Source organism: Desulfomonile tiedjei DSM 6799 (genome assembly GCF_000266945.1).
Taxonomy (GTDB): Bacteria; Desulfobacterota; Desulfomonilia; order Desulfomonilales; family Desulfomonilaceae; genus Desulfomonile; species Desulfomonile tiedjei.
The window spans coordinates 5,226,706-5,243,033 of sequence record NC_018025.1 but is presented as its reverse complement, the minus strand read 5'-3'; the positions used below and the strand labels follow the sequence as shown (position 1 = coordinate 5,243,033).

Genomic DNA, 16,328 nt, shown 5'->3' with positions numbered 1-16,328 from the left:
GTTCCGACTACTTGCTCAATCCCAGGTAAGCCAGACCGATAAAACTGGTGCAAGGGATAAAGAGAAGCACGCCCCACACTGCAGACTTACCTCTGGCAGATGCAATACCCAGGCTCACAAACAGCCACACCACCAGAGGCACGAGGCTTACTAACAACGTGAGCACTCCGACAATGATGCCCTCCGTCGGATCCATTGGGATCAGCATGGCAAGCGGGAGCGCCAGGATCGGCAGCAGGAACAGAGCCAACCACCACAAAGGTTTTCCGGCAATTTTGATGCAAAGGATAATGTTTGCAATAGGGATGAATGCCAGCCACGGCAGGCTTGTATTCGTTTTGACGGCAATTAAAAAAAGCATTCCAGCGGAAAAAAGATAAAAAACGAGTGAGATAATGGCGGATACTATATCGAGGCTTGCCAGAATATCCACAGGAATGGGAGGAACACCCGGAATCCCCAGATCGATACCTGGTGGTGGCGGGGGTGGAATCTGCACCTGTCCAGGTCTGGGACCGGCGGGTTTCGGAGCGCCAGGCGGGCTCGGTGCCACTCCAGGTGCCTTTTGATCGGGAGCCTTGGGTGCCGGTGCCGTACCTGGAGGAGCCGGTGTTGCCGCAGCCGTTTTCTTCAGCGCTTCAATGCGAGCAGTGATTTCCTGTTTATCAGGTGCATTCGGTTTGAATTTCAAATAGGTGTCAAATTCTCGTATGGCCAGTTCATTCTTTTTTTGCGCTTCAAGAATCAAACCCATATTATAGTGAGGCTCGGCAAAATCTTTCTCAAGCTCCGTAGCTTTGCGATAATCGTTCATCGCCTCAACAAATTTGTTTTGTCTTCTGTAAACTTCCCCGCGATTATTGTATGCATCGGAGTAATTAGGGCTTAGTTCCAGGGCTCTATTCAGATCGGCGAGGGCTTTGTTCAACTGTCCCAGATCTTCGTACGCCATACCGCGCCAGTTATAGGCTTCCGCTGATTTCGGGTTTTTGACAAGATATTCGGTATAAATTTCAACTGCTTCCTGAAGTTTGCCAGCCCTATGAGCCTCCAAAGCATCACGTAAATCCGCCGGTAGCTGCGCTGAAGCAGAACTGGCAGAGAGCATGAAAAAACCGGCTGTAATGAGGATGATTACAAGTGTGCGAAGTGTTACCCTGAAGAACAGCGAAGCACATAGATGTTTTGACACCAAATCTTCTCCTGAAACAAATTTCCTAAAGGCGCCCGCGTCTCTTTGGGAGCACGGACGAGAAAGGCAGGGACATTTCACACAAGTCATTGCCCATCCTCGTATATAAAAAAATGTTTACTCAAGGCAGCTTATATGTATATATCAGGTTTTCGTTTCCGGGTCAAGGTTAATCGGAATGCAGGCCCTTGAAAAATGAAGGAATTTCCTTTAAAGACAATGTGGATTAAACGAAGTTTAGAACGCTGACCTAGCCGAAAATGCAAGAATCAATATATGTCGTCAGCCGAATCAACATGACGAAAGATGCTTTGTACCAGTGTTGCAGGATCGGCATGTTCGAACAGAGCCGCTCGCGATGTTCTCCCCACGATTTGAACAAGCCTGCCGAATTCGTCGGAATATCCGCCTGTCCCCGATAGAATTCCAATGGCGCAGTGTGTATCGAGGTCATCGAATGCTATGGTGAACTCATTTAGGGTGCCCATTCCCCCACCGATAAAAATACATGCGTCTGCGCTCCTCACAAGAATGACATTTCGGCCCTTCTTGCCCATTCCCGTAAATAGCGTTACATCACTTTCTTCGGGGTATGAATAGACTGTCCTGTGCTCGTGGAGAGACTGAGCCGGGGAAATGCCCATGGTGATACCGCCTGAGGATTTGGCTCCTCGGGTTGCGGCTTGAGGTAATCCCGGACAGGCTCCTGTCAGCAGGACTGCACCGAATCCGGCAATTGCCCGGCCGACGGCATACGCTTTTGCGATTTCCGGCGAGTCGTCCGGAACGGAAGCCGATCCCAGTACTGCATATTTCAACTTTCGCCGTATCCTCATGACAACAACTCCAGATATGGCCTTTCAAAATTAGTCCATGGGATCATATCGGACAAGATCGTACTTCAGTACCACCATTCTTGAATGATTGCCAAGAACTATATTCAGTCATACTGGGTGTAAACTCTTTGGGGTATAAATCTTTAGTCATTTGGGGAAGCAACCTTTCCAGGTTGTCATTGCGAGGAGCGAAGCGACGTGGCAATCCCCTGACCCAGAAGTTCCCTTGCCCACATTTGGGGGATTGCTTCGCTACGCTCGCCATGACATGCTCCATAAGTCTCTTCCCATGGCAAACGGTTGCTAACAAAACGAAATACTTCTCAAGCTACCGCCCGAAACTGAAGCTTTACCCTGGGACCTGCTCTTCACTGGAACACGGCTCCGCATCCTGGTATAAGGAGACAGTGCTTGACAGCAAAAGGACAAAAGAGATAAGTTTGTAAAGTTGTTATCTAACTGAACGAGCTATCTACCCTATGAATGACATTACTGCTCTCATACTCGCTGCGGGCAAAGGCACTCGCATGAAATCGAAGCTGTGCAAAGTGCTTCATACGGCAGCAGGGAGATCTCTGATCGACTATGTCCTTGATTCCGTACAGGCTTTGGGAGCTGCTAAAATCGTTCTTGTCGTAGGACACCAATCTCAGGAAGTCATCACTGCCATCGAACTCGCCGGCGTAGAATATGCCATTCAGGAACCGCAATTGGGGACGGGCCATGCCGTCATGGCCGCACGGGATCTGCTCCAGGGAAGTACCGGCCATATCTTGATTCTCTGTGGCGATATTCCTCTCATTCGATCGGAAACCCTGTCCCGTTTCGTAGAGTGTCATGCAGCCAACAACTCGGGGATTACGGTCATGACCACGATCATGGACGATCCGCTGGGTTATGGCAGAATTATTCGTGATGACTACGGCCTGATTCGGGCCATTGTTGAGGAAAAAGACGCCACACCCGATCAAAGACTGGTGTGTGAAATAAATAGCGGAATCTACCTGGTACGTGCAGAACTGCTGTTTTCTCTCCTGGATCGGATCGGTTCCGACAATGCACAGCACGAGTACTACCTGACCGATATCGTACGGGAAGCTGTGTGCGACGGCATGCCCGTTCACGGTTTTCTCGTGGAAGATTCTCGGGAAGTAATAGGAATCAATACCCGCTCCGAATTAGCCAAAGTTTCCACTATCATCTGGGACTCCGTACGCGAATCTCTGATGAGATCAGGTGTGACTCTCCTCGATCCGACCACTGCGTATGTGGACAGTCGCGTCAAAATCGGGCAGGATACGATTATTCATCCCAATGTGACAATCAGCGGCCTATCGGAAATAGGCGATGATTGCGTGATCGAATCAGGTGTGTATATTCTGGATAGCAGGTTGGGTGATGGAGTTCGTGTACTGCAGGGGTCCAGACTCGATAGGGCTGAAGTGCATGACGGGACTTCCGTCGGGCCGATGGCGCACTTAAGGCCCGAAGCCACGATCGGCAGGAATGCAAAAATCGGCAATTTCGTTGAAGTGAAGAAGTCGGTCATCGGAGATGGAAGCAAGGCTTCCCACCTTACGTACCTGGGCGACAGCAGTATAGGAAAGAATGTCAACATTGGATGCGGAACGATTACCTGCAACTACGACGGAAAGAAAAAACACCGTACCGTAATCCATGACCGATGTTTCGTCGGCTCGGACGTGCAATTCGTTGCTCCTGTGGAAGTCGGTCCGGGTAGCGTGATCGGCGCCGGAAGCACCATCACGCGAGATGTTCCCGAAAAGAGTCTGGCTGTATCCAGGACCAAACAGAAAATCTATCCCTTGCGAAAAGGCCAAGGATCGACGGAACCTGATGAGAATAGGGAATCTTGAAACGTACGGAAACGTCTTTCTCGCTCCTATGGCGGGAATTACGGACACTCCGTTCAGAACGCTCGTACAATCTTTTGGGGTTTCTGCTGTCTGGACTGAAATGTTGAGCGCAGCAGCAATCGCTGGAAATAGAAATGAGTTTCGCACCGTAGATCTCGAAGGGCACGTGGTACCGACGATATTCCAGATTTCCGGAAAAGACCCGAGTCTCATGGCTGCCGCTGCGGAACGGCTCCAGGACATGGGAGCAGCCGCGGTAGACGTGAACATGGGATGTCCTGCCCGAAAGATCGTGGGAAGAGGTGAAGGTGCGGCTCTGATGAAAGACGCGTCCCTTGCAGGTCGGCTTGTCGCTGCAATTCGCAAATGCCTGAAAATTCCTGTCACGGCGAAAATCAGGTCGGGTTGGGACAACACGAATCAAAATGCTGCTCACATGGCGAAGATACTGGAATCTGAAGGTGCCGATGCCATTATTGTCCATAGCAGGAGCCGATCTCACAGGCATTCCGGACCCCCGTCCCTGTCGGTAATTCGTGAAGTGAAGGAGGCTGTCAATATTCCAGTCATCGGCAACGGCGGGATCATGGAAGTCCAGGATGCGGTCACGATGATGAATGAATCCGAATGTGACGGGATCATGATCGGAAGAGGCGCATTGGGGAAGCCATGGCTGCCCGGTCAGATTCTGGAACGGTTCGGATTCGCAAGCGGATTACCTGCCCGGTTCACCACAATATTTGAGGTGATCCGACATCACTTCGAAATGGAGCTGAATTGGTGGGGCGCAGCCCGTGCCGTTCTGAGAATGCGCAAACATTTAGCATGGTACTCTCGTGGATTGATCGGGGGTGCAGAGTATCGCAAAACGGTATTTCAGATGGACGATCCATCTTCGATTATGCAATGCACTGAACATTTTTTTGGGAAGGTCGGGATTTCATGAAGCCAGACAACAGTGATGCGAGTCCAAAATCGATAAAGGCTCGTGCGGAACCAAAGCCTCGCACGGTTCTCGATGCGAATATTGCGGACTCTATTGATTTGCTGGTGGAATATTTAGTCGACAACAAGATTCGAGGAATCCACCCGTTGATTATGGGCGAAGTGGAAAAACGCCTTATCATTAAAGTTCTCGAGCGCAGTCGCGGCAACAAGTTACAAGCTGCACGATTGCTGGGCATGAGTCGAAACACGTTCTCTCGGAAGATTCAGCGATTGGTGGATTCCGAAGAATACCCGAAGACTGAAACGGAAGCCTAATTCTCAGGAATTAGATGTGCTATTTTTCGCGAAAGTCCGCGGTCGTTGTTGAACTTTAGCGAGTGGTTCAAGATATTTCTTGACACATTATGCTAAAGAAATATAATTAAAGCGGATCTCAAAAAGCCAATAGGAGATTCAGATGGATTCCGATAAGCTTGCTCTTCTCGAAGAGAAGATCATGCATTTAATAGAGCAGAACGATCAATCCAAGAAAGAACAGGAACGGTTCGGTCGAGAACTTGAGAAGAGAGATAAGAGAATCGGGGAATTGGACCGAACCATCAAGAAACTCCAAAAGGACCATAAAGCAGCGAAAGGCAAGCTGGATAGAATTATCGAGAAGTTGGAGGCGTTCACCTGAGCCAGGAAGTTGATGGTTCTGTCTCTTCCGAGAATCGGTCTGACAGTGCCGAAGCCGTCAAAGTACGATTGTTTGGTCGTGAATATAGTGTAAAAGGGCATGGTGACAGGCGTTACGTTCAAAGGCTTGCTGAGTTCATTCAACAGAGGGCCGAAGCGATTGAGAAACAGGCTGCGGTCGTCTCAACCTTAGATCTGGTCATACTGACCCTCTTAAACGTTACTGACGAGTTATATCAATATAAACGGGTTAAAGAGCAGACAATACGAGAGTTGGAGGAAAAAACCGAAAAGCTTCTCGAATCGATTGATCGTGTCATTTGAATACGCTAAGTCCCCTGCTTGGTTCGTGATTGGCGGCAATTTTTTGAGCCAACACTCAAAAAATGGGAGCCACCCCCGGCTGTGGTGAGCATGCCTGCCATTGAAGCAGGAAGCCTGAAGCAGTCGTCTGGGTCCCACCTGGGAAACCAGGTTCAAAAGTTCCGCTGTAACGGCCGATAGCGGGGGACTATTCACACGTTTGCCGGTTGCTGCTTTTGACCACAACCGGGACAATAAACAGAAACCTCTGGATGACGATTTGGGGACTATATATACGTAATTTGGGCATCAAAGGTTACGGCCCACCTGTTTATCCTTGACAAGTCTTCCGATTTTTGAGCTACCATACTGGTTTCTTGTTTGACCGTCCCGCAATAAATAGAGATGGAGGGGGTTGTGGAATCGATTCCCTATTTGATTCCAGCCCTTATCGCGGTCATCCTCGGGGTTGGGGGTGGTTATGCTCTCGCGAGATTCCTTGACAAGAGTTGGGTCCAATCAGCTAAAACAGAAGCCGAGGAGATTGTAAAAACCGCGTCTAAGGAGGCGGAAACAATCAAGAAAGAGGCCCTTCTCCAGGCCAAGGATAAACTATTCCAGGCCAGGACGGACTTGGAAAATGAAATCAGAGAACGACGATCGGAATTATCCGCACGCGAAGTTCGCCTTGTAAAGAAGGAAGAGAATCTCGAGCGAAAGGCTTCACAACTCGAAAGCAAAGAAGCCTTAATTGCAAAACACGAGAAAGATATCGAACAGGGATTCAAGCGCGCCAAAGATAAAGAGAAAGACGCGGATGCGCTTTTCAAAAAACAGGCTGAAAAACTCGAACAACTCGCAGGTCTCTCTGCTCAGGAAGCAAAAGAGATCCTCCTGAAGAATGTCGAAGATGAGACGCGTATTGAAAGCGCTCGTATCATCCGCCAGATAGAAGAAGAAACCCACGCTCAATCCGACAAAAAAGCAAAAGAAATTATCGCTACGGCTGTGGGGAGATACGCGGCAGATTACATTGCCGAACGTACGGTTTCAGTGGTTAATCTTCCCAACGAAGAAATGAAGGGAAGGATTATCGGCCGGGAAGGCAGGAATATCAGGGCCATAGAAGCCGCCACAGGAATCGATCTGATAATTGACGATACCCCTGAAGCAGTCATCTTGTCGGGTTACAATTCCATACGTCGCGAAGTTGCCCGTATGGCTTTGGAACGGCTCATCAATGACGGCCGGATTCATCCGGCGCGTATTGAAGAAGTAGTCAAGAAAGTCACTCTGGAAATGGAGGAAGCCATAGTCGAAGCGGGCGAACAGGCGAGCTTTGACGTTGGAGTTCACGGAATCAACCCGGAGTTGATCAAGCTATTGGGAAAGCTGAAATACAGGACATCCTTTGCACAGAACGTCTATCAGCATTCCGTTGAGGTGGCTTTTCTCAGCGGCATTATGGCCGCTGAACTCGGACTGAATCCCAAGAAGGCGAAAAGGGCGGGACTGCTCCACGATATCGGAAAGGCCATCGACCACGAGGTGGAAGGTGCTCATGCAGTAATCGGAGCCGATATTGCCAGACGCTACGGGGAATCGGGTCTGATAGTGAATGCCATCGCGGCTCATCATGGCGATGAAGAACCGACCAGCATGATCGCAGTCCTCGTGCAGGCTGCGGATACGCTGTCTGCGGCCAGACCGGGTGCACGGCGAGAAATGCTGGAAAATTATGTGAAACGGCTCGAAGATCTCGAACGGATTGCCGATTCCTTCAAAGGTGTCAGCAAATCTTTTGCAATCCAGGCAGGTCGTGAAATCAGAATCATTGTAGAGAACTCGAATATCGGAGACGAGGGGTTGTCTCTCCTTGCACGCGACATTCGTAAGAAAATCGAAAAAGAACTGTCCTATCCCGGACAGATTAAGATAGTGGTCATTCGTGAAGCGCGGGCTGTGGAGTTTGCCCGCTAACCCGGTAAGATCGGGGAAATCTTTTTGTAACCTGATTCGAGCGATTATCTGAAAGAGTTCCCCGGGTACCCTTTTCTGCACAAGAAAGTTTCCCCGCCATCCGTGACAATCGCTGCAGGAAGTTTTTCTCAAATTCCCGCTCACAAATCTTGATATTCCGCTTTCAGCCGTTCCCTGCAATATTTGTGATTCTAAGAGTAATCGCGGATAGTGAAGAGCGATTCATCGGAATTGGTAGTCATACGATTTTGCATTCAAGATGCTATAGTCAGTGCCAAAAATTCTGTCGTTTATCCCTCGTGTAAATTACAGGATATTGGTAGGGACTGGCCTCCCTGCCGGTCCATTCTATCGATATCATTAATCATATTGAAGATGTGCCGGCACGGAGGCACGGCACCCACCAATATTCCTAAATCTTCAATCGGTCACCAATTTTGGCAACTGATATAACTGCACTGACCTGGCTGCGCAGGTCAGTGGCACCCCCATGTATGCGGGATCGATGGCGGTTTTGGGTGCCACGGACCTGCCCTGTAGGTCCGTGCTCTCCTCAATGAGAACTATCTTGATCGCAAGTCCGTATCACTGGCCTCCGTGCCGCGGTATCTTCAAAAATTCTCAATCATGTCAATGGAATGGACCGGCAGAGAGAAAGTGTCTCAAAAGTCAAAATCAACTCCAGATCGTGCCACGAAATTCTCATCATCTTCCCGGACTGACTGGAGGGGCGCCCCTCGTGGGTGCCCGGTAGTGACCGGCCTCCGTGCCGGTCATTGCGGGAGGGCAGGCATCCCGCGTGTTCGCGGGATCCCTACCACGATGGCGAATCGTGGCACGATGTTCTGTGCATTCGAGAATTTTGAGACGGTCTCGGGAAGCCGGTCCCCACTGATAGTTGAACTGGAGTGTGAGATAACCGTAAGGATTTTTGGCAATCAGTCTTATGAGCATAACTGCCAAATGGTATTCCACCTATCAGCCAAACGCACAGTGAAGTTTAAGCGCCATTTTCCTCGATTGTGGCTGGTCTCATTCTATTTCAGACGGAGATTTCATCCTCTTCTTCAGAAGTGGTTTGAATCGATCGATTGCCACGTCCCTCGATATTTTCAGTAATTCGTGTCTCAGAGCTTCAGCCGACTGAAATCGCCATGCAGGATCTTTTTCCAAGGCTTTCATAATGAGATCGGCCAATCTGTGAGGAGCATCAGGGAGGAGTTCCGAAATATGTGTGGGAGTCTCGGAGATTTGTCTCCTGATCACTTCCAGGCTCGTCATTCCATAGAAGGGAGGCCTACCCGCCAATGCGTGATACATGGTAGCTCCCAGTGAATAGATGTCAGATCGAAATTCCGTAGCGTATTCGCCCTTTGCCTGTTCCGGGGACATGTAAAGCGGAGTTCCCAATGCCAGGCCTTTCGTCTTTTCTTCTTGAAAGGACTTAAGATCCTTTACCAGACCGAAGTCAACGAGCATCGCTGTTCCTGCAGGAGTAATCAGTATATTGGCAGGCTTAATGTCGCCGTGCACGACGTCGTGTTCATGAGCAGCCTGCAATGCGGCACTTACATCAAGGAAAAGCCGAATAAACTGATTCAGATCGATCTGTTCTTTACTTTGCAGCAATTGCGCCAGGCTGCGACCGGCAACGTACTGCATGACAATGAAACTGTGCCCGTTTTCCACTCCCGCGTTCATTACTGCAACAATGTTCTCGTGCTTGATTCTCGCAATAATCCGCGCTTCTTTGAGAAATCGTTTGGCTATTTGGCTGCCGATCCGCTTCTGCATCGAGCTGAGTATTTTGATAGCAACGGGGATATCCAAGGCGAGGTGGTGTCCTTTGTACACGGTAGCTGCACTACCTGAACCAATCACCCCGTCCATTCGGCAACCTGCAAGAAGATACCCTTGAAAAGGATTCTTTTCAGTGGGAGTATGGACTACAAAGGGGACGGAAAGCTCTGTTCCGCAAAAACACGTGATGGACTGTCCGGCAAAGGATTTTTCAGCGCCCACCACTCTACCGCACTGTTCACATTGGAACCGTATTTCCTTGTGGGATGCTAAATCCTGGTTCTCACGTTCCTGGAGTTCCCGAATCAGGACTTTAAGTTTCTCGGATAATTTGGTGTCTACGGAAATAAATTGGATGCCCATGCCGAGAACGCCGTTTTTAGAGTGCCTCTTTGATTCCTGCCTCACAGTCTGGCCCAGGATTTTGAGCGGCGTCGGCCCAAAGGACTCCGGCAATTCGAATTTCATGAAAACCAGACTTCCCACGGGAACGGGCTTGTAGGTGAGTATGAATATGCCCGATTTGCTGATATCGGTTGAATATCCCGTGCTCCAGTTGGTTTCGTCAAACGAGTAAAAAATCCTGCTGGAAAACCTCACCCGGGGCGAACTTCTTCTTGCGTCCTCAAATGTATTTCCGGCTTGAGGAGGATTGTCCGGGTCGACAGGTTCGATATCTTCTCTCTCTTCCCAGAAAGTGGATTCAAGAGATTCGTACAGATCTTTAATTTTGGATTCGAGATCGGGCAGATAGTCCGGATCTGCATCCCTTAAATGAAGAAATCTTTCCAGCGCGGCCTCGAATTTGCCCTGGTTCACATAGATTTCAGCAAGTTCGGCGTATATTTTTGCTTTTTCGTGTGGAGTTATTTGAGGATAGAGCAATGCGCGTAAGAAAATTCGCTCAGCTTTTTCCGGAGAATTTTGGGCAAAATAGCACGCGCCGATTTCGCGCAGGGCCCGGATTCTAAACGCCGGATCTATGAGGCACTTTTCGTATTCTGAAATTGCCTCGTTCAGCAATCCCATTTCCTTGTATGTCGATCCTTTTCGGAAACTTACCAAGGAATCGTCGGAATGCGGCATATGACCTGGTGCTCGAATTCCCGGCTTGTTCATGCAAGAGCCTCTGTCATTCAATTTAATACGATATTGCCAATGATGGGACTCGACAATTTACGTAAAGCAATTAACGTATATCACAAGCTTGTCGCGCCTAATTCTTACCCGAGATCGCCATAGCCGGCAGCAATTATCATAATGTGTCCCCCCTGACTCGCGTTTCATGAGGACACAGAGCCATCTTAGACGGTCATATGTACATTGTCAATTAAATCCGGCAGTCTGCGACGATCGGACTGATGTGCAGACAATTCTTACACTGCCGGGTAAAACCGGAAACACCGGTGACGGGCTCCGGTAAGGGACTCCTTCGCGAGACATTCTTTTCTGATTGCGTGAAATCGTTCAGCGTTCAAGCAGCGTCGATTTACACTAATTGCTTGTTTAAGAACAGATGCAGTGCGGCAATCATGATTCCGCAGCTGATTCTGCCTGTCTGAATGTAACGTGGAAGATCGTGAACCGGGATTAGAACTGTTTGTATTTCTTCAGTTTCATCGGGATTGATCCGACCGGTAAGCTCGACATTCTTTGCGTAGTACACGTACATTTTATTATTAAAAAGTGCCGGCAGCGGGTGCATCCATCCGAGAAGCTCAAATCTATCCGCAAGATATCCTGTCTCCTCTTCCAGTTCTTCTCGTGCGCTCTGTTCAGGAGTCTGACCTTCTTTCACCAGTCCTCCGGGAGGTTCCAGAGAAAGTGTTCCACTGCCGTGACGATATTGGTTCACGAATACAAGATTATTGTCTGCCGTAACCGGGATAACAGTTACCCAGTCCGGCGAGTTAAGCACTTGAAAATCGTGAACATCACCCGTCCGAGGTGACTTACTTTTATGAATGTGCACGGAAAACAAGCGATAATTTCTATCTTCTTTTTTATCTAATACTTTCCAAGTGAGTTCGCGATCCGGTGGGGTCATACATTCTCCAGGTATGGTCGGTTTTAGCATAGATCACGTGGCAGGCAGAAGAGACTCCGTTTTGGGGTTTCTTGAACGCTTCTTCTTTTCTTTTCCCCATGGACAGGCTTTTATGCATATGCCACAAATAGGATGCTCTATAAACGGGCGTTTGGCAAAATCATCTACCACTTTTTCCACACAGCGCTCGAAATGCAATGCTTCATCTCTGTCCCGGAAATGGTACTCTGTGTTGACGTTCTTTATGGCCTGAGCCGGGCATGCTTCCGTGCAGGAAGTGCATTTTCCGCATCGATTCTTGAGCGGCTCGTCAGTTTCCAAAAGCGCGTCGGTAAGGACGGTGACAAGTCTGATGCGGGGTCCGCACTGCGGATTTACGATCAACAAGCTCTTGCCTTGCCATCCTATTCCAGCAGCGAGAGCAACCGCTTTGTGAGAAATATAAGAGTTCCAGTTAACCCGATCCAGCACTTGAGATGCAGGAATCGGCAATGCTTTCGCACCATGTTTCTGAAGATATTGCGTGACGCGCACAGCCAAATCGTCGAGAAAACTGTTTACTTTGAGATAGTGCTGCTGGTACAGCGGAGTGGGTGCATCGACTATCCCGTCGAAAACTCCGTCAGAAAGCCGTACGGCAATGCTTACCGCGCGAGAATAGCCATCCAGAAGATTCGCGGGTTCCGTTTTTATGCCACGGAGCAATTGAAGATCGGCTATTCCGGTAAAATCTGCTCCCCAATCCTGGGTTAATTTTCTGAGTTGAGTTGTTTTCAATTCAGGCCTCCGATCCAGTTGACACAGTCTTAACAAATACCTGCTAAAAGTAAAGCCGACCGATTCTGCACCCGATGCAAAAGAGCAAAAAAAATTGACGGTGTATCTCATCGTATGGCACAGTGGGAACAACATCACAGGGAGCTACTGCAGTGAAACGATATACTCACTCAATACGTGCCGTGCGACAAGGTCGTACGCATTATTATGCGCAACAATTTCAAAGCTTCGATTCCGTGAAATCCGTGCTGTTCTTTCTGGTGCCGCTCATTGCAATCCTGTCGGTGCATGTTTCGGTTTGCCAGGCCCAGATGCAACCTGAGCCCGGCCAAACTATAGTTTGTGAAAATATCCAGAAACAGATCGATAGTCTCATTGCCGTGTCGAGAGACCCCAACTTGAGCGATCAGGAGAAAATATCCCGATTATCCAAATCATGGTCGGACTCTCTCATGGCAATCATGCAGTTTGCCGGAAAAGATCCGGACACTGTGAAGCAATCAACAGATATTACCGGTCCGATTGCCGGGATGCTTGGACAAGCGCTCCAATCAGTCAAGCCTGATGGAACTGTGCAGGACGATACTCGTCACAACCTGGACAAGGTGGGCGAACTTATCAGACCGTATTTGAACGTGATGAAAATGATCTGTCCCAAGATTGTTTTGCCGGAAAGCGTGCCCAAGTAAGATCATTCGAGCTCAACGGATCTAAGCAGTAGTTGTGTTTGCAAAAGATTGTAAGCCAGGTAACACTGACACCCGAGTTCCTAAAGCATCCCGGACTTTTCTTTTCTTGAAAGGCTCTCATGAAAGAAGCATTTCAACTGGACGATTGTGTCCTTCTATTTTCTCGAACTTCCAGGAGAATCGGTCCTGAGGCGGACTCGGCACTATGAGGGAAACGCCCAGAAAATACCCGGTCTTCAACATTGCCATTTTCGATGTGGACGACCCCACGAACGAAGGCTGCATACAGGATATAACCGATAGAGGTATCCAAATCAGCGGAATCAGTATTAAACCCCAGCAGAAAAAAACCTTTATGATTCAAGCAGATCAATTCGACAATGTGCGTCCTTTTTCTTTTGACGCAGAATGCAAATGGTGCCGGCCGGCCACCGACGATGAACCCTGCGCCTGCGGATTCGAAATTATTACAATTTCAGACCACGACCGTGAAGAACTCCTCAAGATAATCGAAATGCTCTCCTTATCGGACTAGAAGCAGCAAGATCTGGGAAAATCGTTCGTGTAAACCCCGCGTCTCTCGGAGCCCGAACCCCATTCGCAAGGACTTCTAGCATTTGTTTATAGTCAGTGCCAAAACTTCTGTCGTTTATCCCTCGTGCGAATTACAGGATATTGGTAGGGGCCGGCGTCCCTGCCGGTCCATTCTATCGATATCATTGATCATATTGAAGATGTGCCGGCACGGAGGCACGGCACCCACCAATATTCCTAATCTTCAGTAGGTCACCAATTTTGGCAACTGCTATAATTCATCGTTTTTTCGAGAGAAAAAGCGATGAATTAAACAGTGTTAAAAGTTTTTGGAAGGGTTTTGGGAACCTTTTTACACAAAGGTTCCCCAAATCTTACGCGGCGGTGATTTTGACTTTTCGTATGCCTTTGGATAGGAGCACTGCCGGGTTCACTCCTGCACCTCGGGTTCTGTCTGCGGTTTGCGTGATCCCGTCTATGACTTGCCGTGCAGCGCCGGATTGCCGGTAACCGAATCCTCGAGCCAACGCGACTACGCCGGGTCGCATCCCTGGTAAGACTTGGGCCTTGCAGGTTGTTTTGATCTTTCCGTCCGGGCTCGAAACCGTCACGGTATCGTTTTGCCGAATTTTCAGCCTGGCGGCGTCTTGCGAACTCACAGCCAATTTGTTCTCGGGTAGAACTTCCAGGAGCCAACTGTTCAAGCTGCTGTCCGGCTGTCTGTGAAACGGCAGAGTGTAAGAAATGAGCAGAAATCCATCCGAAATATCCGTCTCCAATGGTTGCTGCGGAGGGACTTCCGGCCAGTATACATGGGATTCAGGCACGGAGCTGGAGGCCCGTCTGGAAACTGCGGATCGTGAAGGGAAAATTCCCCCTCGTTCCAGCACCTTCTCGACCTCATCGGAATCGCCGGAAATGCGGAATCCGGAACTCTTCATGTTTTCCAATATGATCGCAAGCATTCCCCGGTAATACGCTTGAACAGACCAGGTCTTTCCGGATTCGTTCTTCGGAGCCTCGAATCCCGGCAACTCCAGACTGGTACCGATCTGGTGTACGATTTCTTCCATGAGCCGGGTCTCCGGAAGAATAGGAATATACCGGCCCTTTTCCGGATCGAATCCTCCGACAACCGGTTTTCGCACGCCAATACCGTTCGCGCTGACTGAAGCAGGCAGGGTGCAAATATCATAGCGTTCAAGATAGGTAGTATCCGGAAGGATATAATCCGCACATGCCGTGGTTTCGGTTATTTCGGTGTCGATCGCCACAAACAGCGCAGGATTGCCTCTTTCGGCAAGTAATTCCGTCACATACGGGTCATGGTACGCAGGGTCCGCTTGCCAGCTCAGGAGAGCTTTCATGGTTTTCGTCTTATCCGACCCGGAAATTTCCTTTATCGCACGCTTGACTGTCGCAATCTCTTCGAGGAATCCGTCTGTTCGAGCGATGAGTCCACCAGTACCCGGTTCCGATCCAACCATGGTATTCAAAGTGTAAACTGCTTTGGCAGCTGTTATGCCATCTTTCCCAGAAAGAATACCTCTCCCCGGCACTGCCGCGGATTTTGGTCCTGCCTGAACCAAGAGATCTGCAACGCGATCGATCAACTGGTGAGAGATTCCGCATTCCCCCGCGAACTCGGCAACCGTTCGGCTTTCCACCATGCTCTTGAGCTTCAGATCCTGAATCTGCTTCACGGACGGATAGCGATCCACAAGGGATCTCATTATGCCGCAAGCAAGCTCCAGGTCTTTTCCGGGTATTACGGGAAGCCATACATCGGCTTTCGAGCCGGACGTAGAGAGTCGCGGGTCCGCAACAGCCCATTTCATGCTCGATTCGCCAACCCTGGCATCTGCAATCTGGCGGGCTATCGACACCAGCGGTATTCCCGAATCCAGCGGAGCATCGCCAAAACTCAGGAGAAACTTGACCGATGCGTAATCCGGTGCCACAAGACCTGTTCCCCCGCCGAACACCGCTTGAATTGCGGCTTTATCGATGTCTTCCGTCATCTGATCGCGATTGCGAAGGAGAACTGCTCCGGGAAAAGCATCCACAAAAGAACGGATGAAATGCAGAGAACCCCAGTCCGCACGTCCTGCGAGAAATCCCACATTCTGACCGGATTGCTTTATCTCTCTGAGCCCTAATACTTTTCCTTCTCCAAACAGATCGCCGCCATCCAGGATTTCCTGGATGGCCTGATCCCAGGAAATGCCAGCCCATTTTGCCGAACCGCGGGGCCCGACTCTCTTGAGCGGTTTTGCTACTCTGAAGGGATTGTACAGGGTTTGGATTCCGCTGCCCCCGATGGCGCAGACTGCCCCCGATCGGATGGCTGCCTCCTGGAGAGATGTATCGAACGGTAAAGGAGATGAAACGGCAACAGGATTGTAAGGATTACCGCCAATCTTGACGAGCGTTCCTTCTGCCACCCTGCAGCATATGCCGCAGTTTCCGAGGCATGCTCCGCAGACCGTGTAAACGTTGCGCACTCCGATGGTGTTTTCCAGAGGATCCACACCCGGAGCGCCTTCGCTGTATTTCGGGACCGATTCGGACGACCCAAGGAGTGTGCATCCCGCAAATAGCGATACACCTCCCATGAGGGTTGCCAATCGGATGAATTCTCTTCTTGTATAGTCCTTCATAGTTTTT

At 49.6% G+C, this 16,328-nt stretch carries 14 protein-coding genes and 1 other RNA gene; 9 read left to right on the top strand and 6 right to left on the bottom strand.

From position 1 onward, the window contains the following. Nucleotides 1–7 precede the first annotated feature (7 nt). Both DESTI_RS22480 and DESTI_RS22475 read right to left on the bottom strand, forming a co-directional pair. On the bottom strand, nucleotides 8–1,192 hold the full coding sequence (locus DESTI_RS22480; protein WP_041286408.1) for a tetratricopeptide repeat protein: 1,185 nt from the start codon (nucleotides 1,190–1,192) through the stop codon (nucleotides 8–10). A 269-nt stretch (nucleotides 1,193–1,461) separates the two neighbouring features. After that, complete coding sequence (locus tag DESTI_RS22475; RefSeq protein WP_014812277.1) at nucleotides 1,462–2,028, bottom strand: SLOG cluster 4 domain-containing protein; 567 nt, start codon at nucleotides 2,026–2,028, stop codon at nucleotides 1,462–1,464. Nucleotides 2,029–2,507: 479 nt separating this feature from the next. Between DESTI_RS22475 and glmU the strand changes: the two genes are divergently transcribed. From glmU to rny, 7 genes are all read left to right on the top strand, one after another. Further along, complete coding sequence (glmU, locus tag DESTI_RS22470) at nucleotides 2,508–3,905, top strand: bifunctional UDP-N-acetylglucosamine diphosphorylase/glucosamine-1-phosphate N-acetyltransferase GlmU (protein WP_014812275.1); 1,398 nt, start codon at nucleotides 2,508–2,510, stop codon at nucleotides 3,903–3,905. Beyond that, nucleotides 3,886–4,851 (top strand): tRNA dihydrouridine synthase DusB, encoded by a 966-nt coding sequence (gene dusB / locus DESTI_RS22465; protein ID WP_014812274.1) that lies wholly within the window; start codon nucleotides 3,886–3,888, stop codon nucleotides 4,849–4,851. The genes glmU and dusB overlap by 20 nt, the downstream gene beginning before the upstream one ends. Then, a complete protein-coding gene (locus DESTI_RS22460; protein ID WP_041286407.1) occupies nucleotides 4,848–5,168 on the top strand; it encodes a helix-turn-helix domain-containing protein in 321 nt (106 codons plus the stop codon). Before dusB ends, DESTI_RS22460 begins: the two co-directional genes overlap by 4 nt. Before the next feature lie 142 nt (nucleotides 5,169–5,310). Continuing rightward, entirely contained in the window at nucleotides 5,311–5,532 is a 222-nt protein-coding gene (locus tag DESTI_RS22455) for a hypothetical protein (protein ID WP_014812273.1), read from the top strand. Between the two features lie 68 nt (nucleotides 5,533–5,600). Next, entirely contained in the window at nucleotides 5,601–5,855 is a 255-nt protein-coding gene (locus tag DESTI_RS31825) for a cell division protein ZapA (RefSeq protein ID WP_041286406.1), read from the top strand. 8 nt (nucleotides 5,856–5,863) lie between these two features. Further along, nucleotides 5,864–6,045: non-coding RNA, 6S RNA (ssrS, locus tag DESTI_RS30240), on the top strand. Between the two features lie 206 nt (nucleotides 6,046–6,251). Then, entirely contained in the window at nucleotides 6,252–7,814 is a 1,563-nt protein-coding gene (rny, locus tag DESTI_RS22445; RefSeq protein WP_014812272.1) for a ribonuclease Y, read from the top strand. Between the two features lie 1,032 nt (nucleotides 7,815–8,846). On the opposite strand, the gene DESTI_RS29310 is transcribed toward rny, so the two are convergent. The 3 genes from DESTI_RS29310 to DESTI_RS22425 form a co-directional block, all read right to left on the bottom strand. Further along, on the bottom strand, nucleotides 8,847–10,733 hold the full coding sequence (locus DESTI_RS29310; protein WP_014812270.1) for a protein kinase domain-containing protein: 1,887 nt from the start codon (nucleotides 10,731–10,733) through the stop codon (nucleotides 8,847–8,849). 370 nt (nucleotides 10,734–11,103) lie between these two features. Beyond that, entirely contained in the window at nucleotides 11,104–11,661 is a 558-nt protein-coding gene (locus DESTI_RS22430; RefSeq protein ID WP_014812269.1) for an NUDIX hydrolase, read from the bottom strand. A 33-nt stretch (nucleotides 11,662–11,694) separates the two neighbouring features. Further along, nucleotides 11,695–12,438, bottom strand: coding sequence for a 4Fe-4S double cluster binding domain-containing protein (locus tag DESTI_RS22425; RefSeq protein ID WP_014812268.1), 744 nt, complete (start codon nucleotides 12,436–12,438; stop codon nucleotides 11,695–11,697). 152 nt (nucleotides 12,439–12,590) lie between these two features. Between DESTI_RS22425 and DESTI_RS22420 the strand changes: the two genes are divergently transcribed. After that, nucleotides 12,591–13,127: a hypothetical protein gene (locus DESTI_RS22420; RefSeq protein WP_014812267.1), complete on the top strand. Its 537-nt coding sequence runs from the start codon at nucleotides 12,591–12,593 to the stop codon at nucleotides 13,125–13,127. A gap of 205 nt (nucleotides 13,128–13,332) precedes the next feature. Further along, nucleotides 13,333–13,662, top strand: coding sequence for a PilZ domain-containing protein (locus DESTI_RS22415; protein WP_014812266.1), 330 nt, complete (start codon nucleotides 13,333–13,335; stop codon nucleotides 13,660–13,662). 373 nt (nucleotides 13,663–14,035) lie between these two features. Here the strand turns inward: DESTI_RS22415 and DESTI_RS22410 are convergent, their stop codons facing one another. Continuing rightward, nucleotides 14,036–16,321, bottom strand: coding sequence for a molybdopterin-dependent oxidoreductase (locus DESTI_RS22410; protein WP_014812265.1), 2,286 nt, complete (start codon nucleotides 16,319–16,321; stop codon nucleotides 14,036–14,038). Nucleotides 16,322–16,328: the final 7 nt, after the last annotated feature.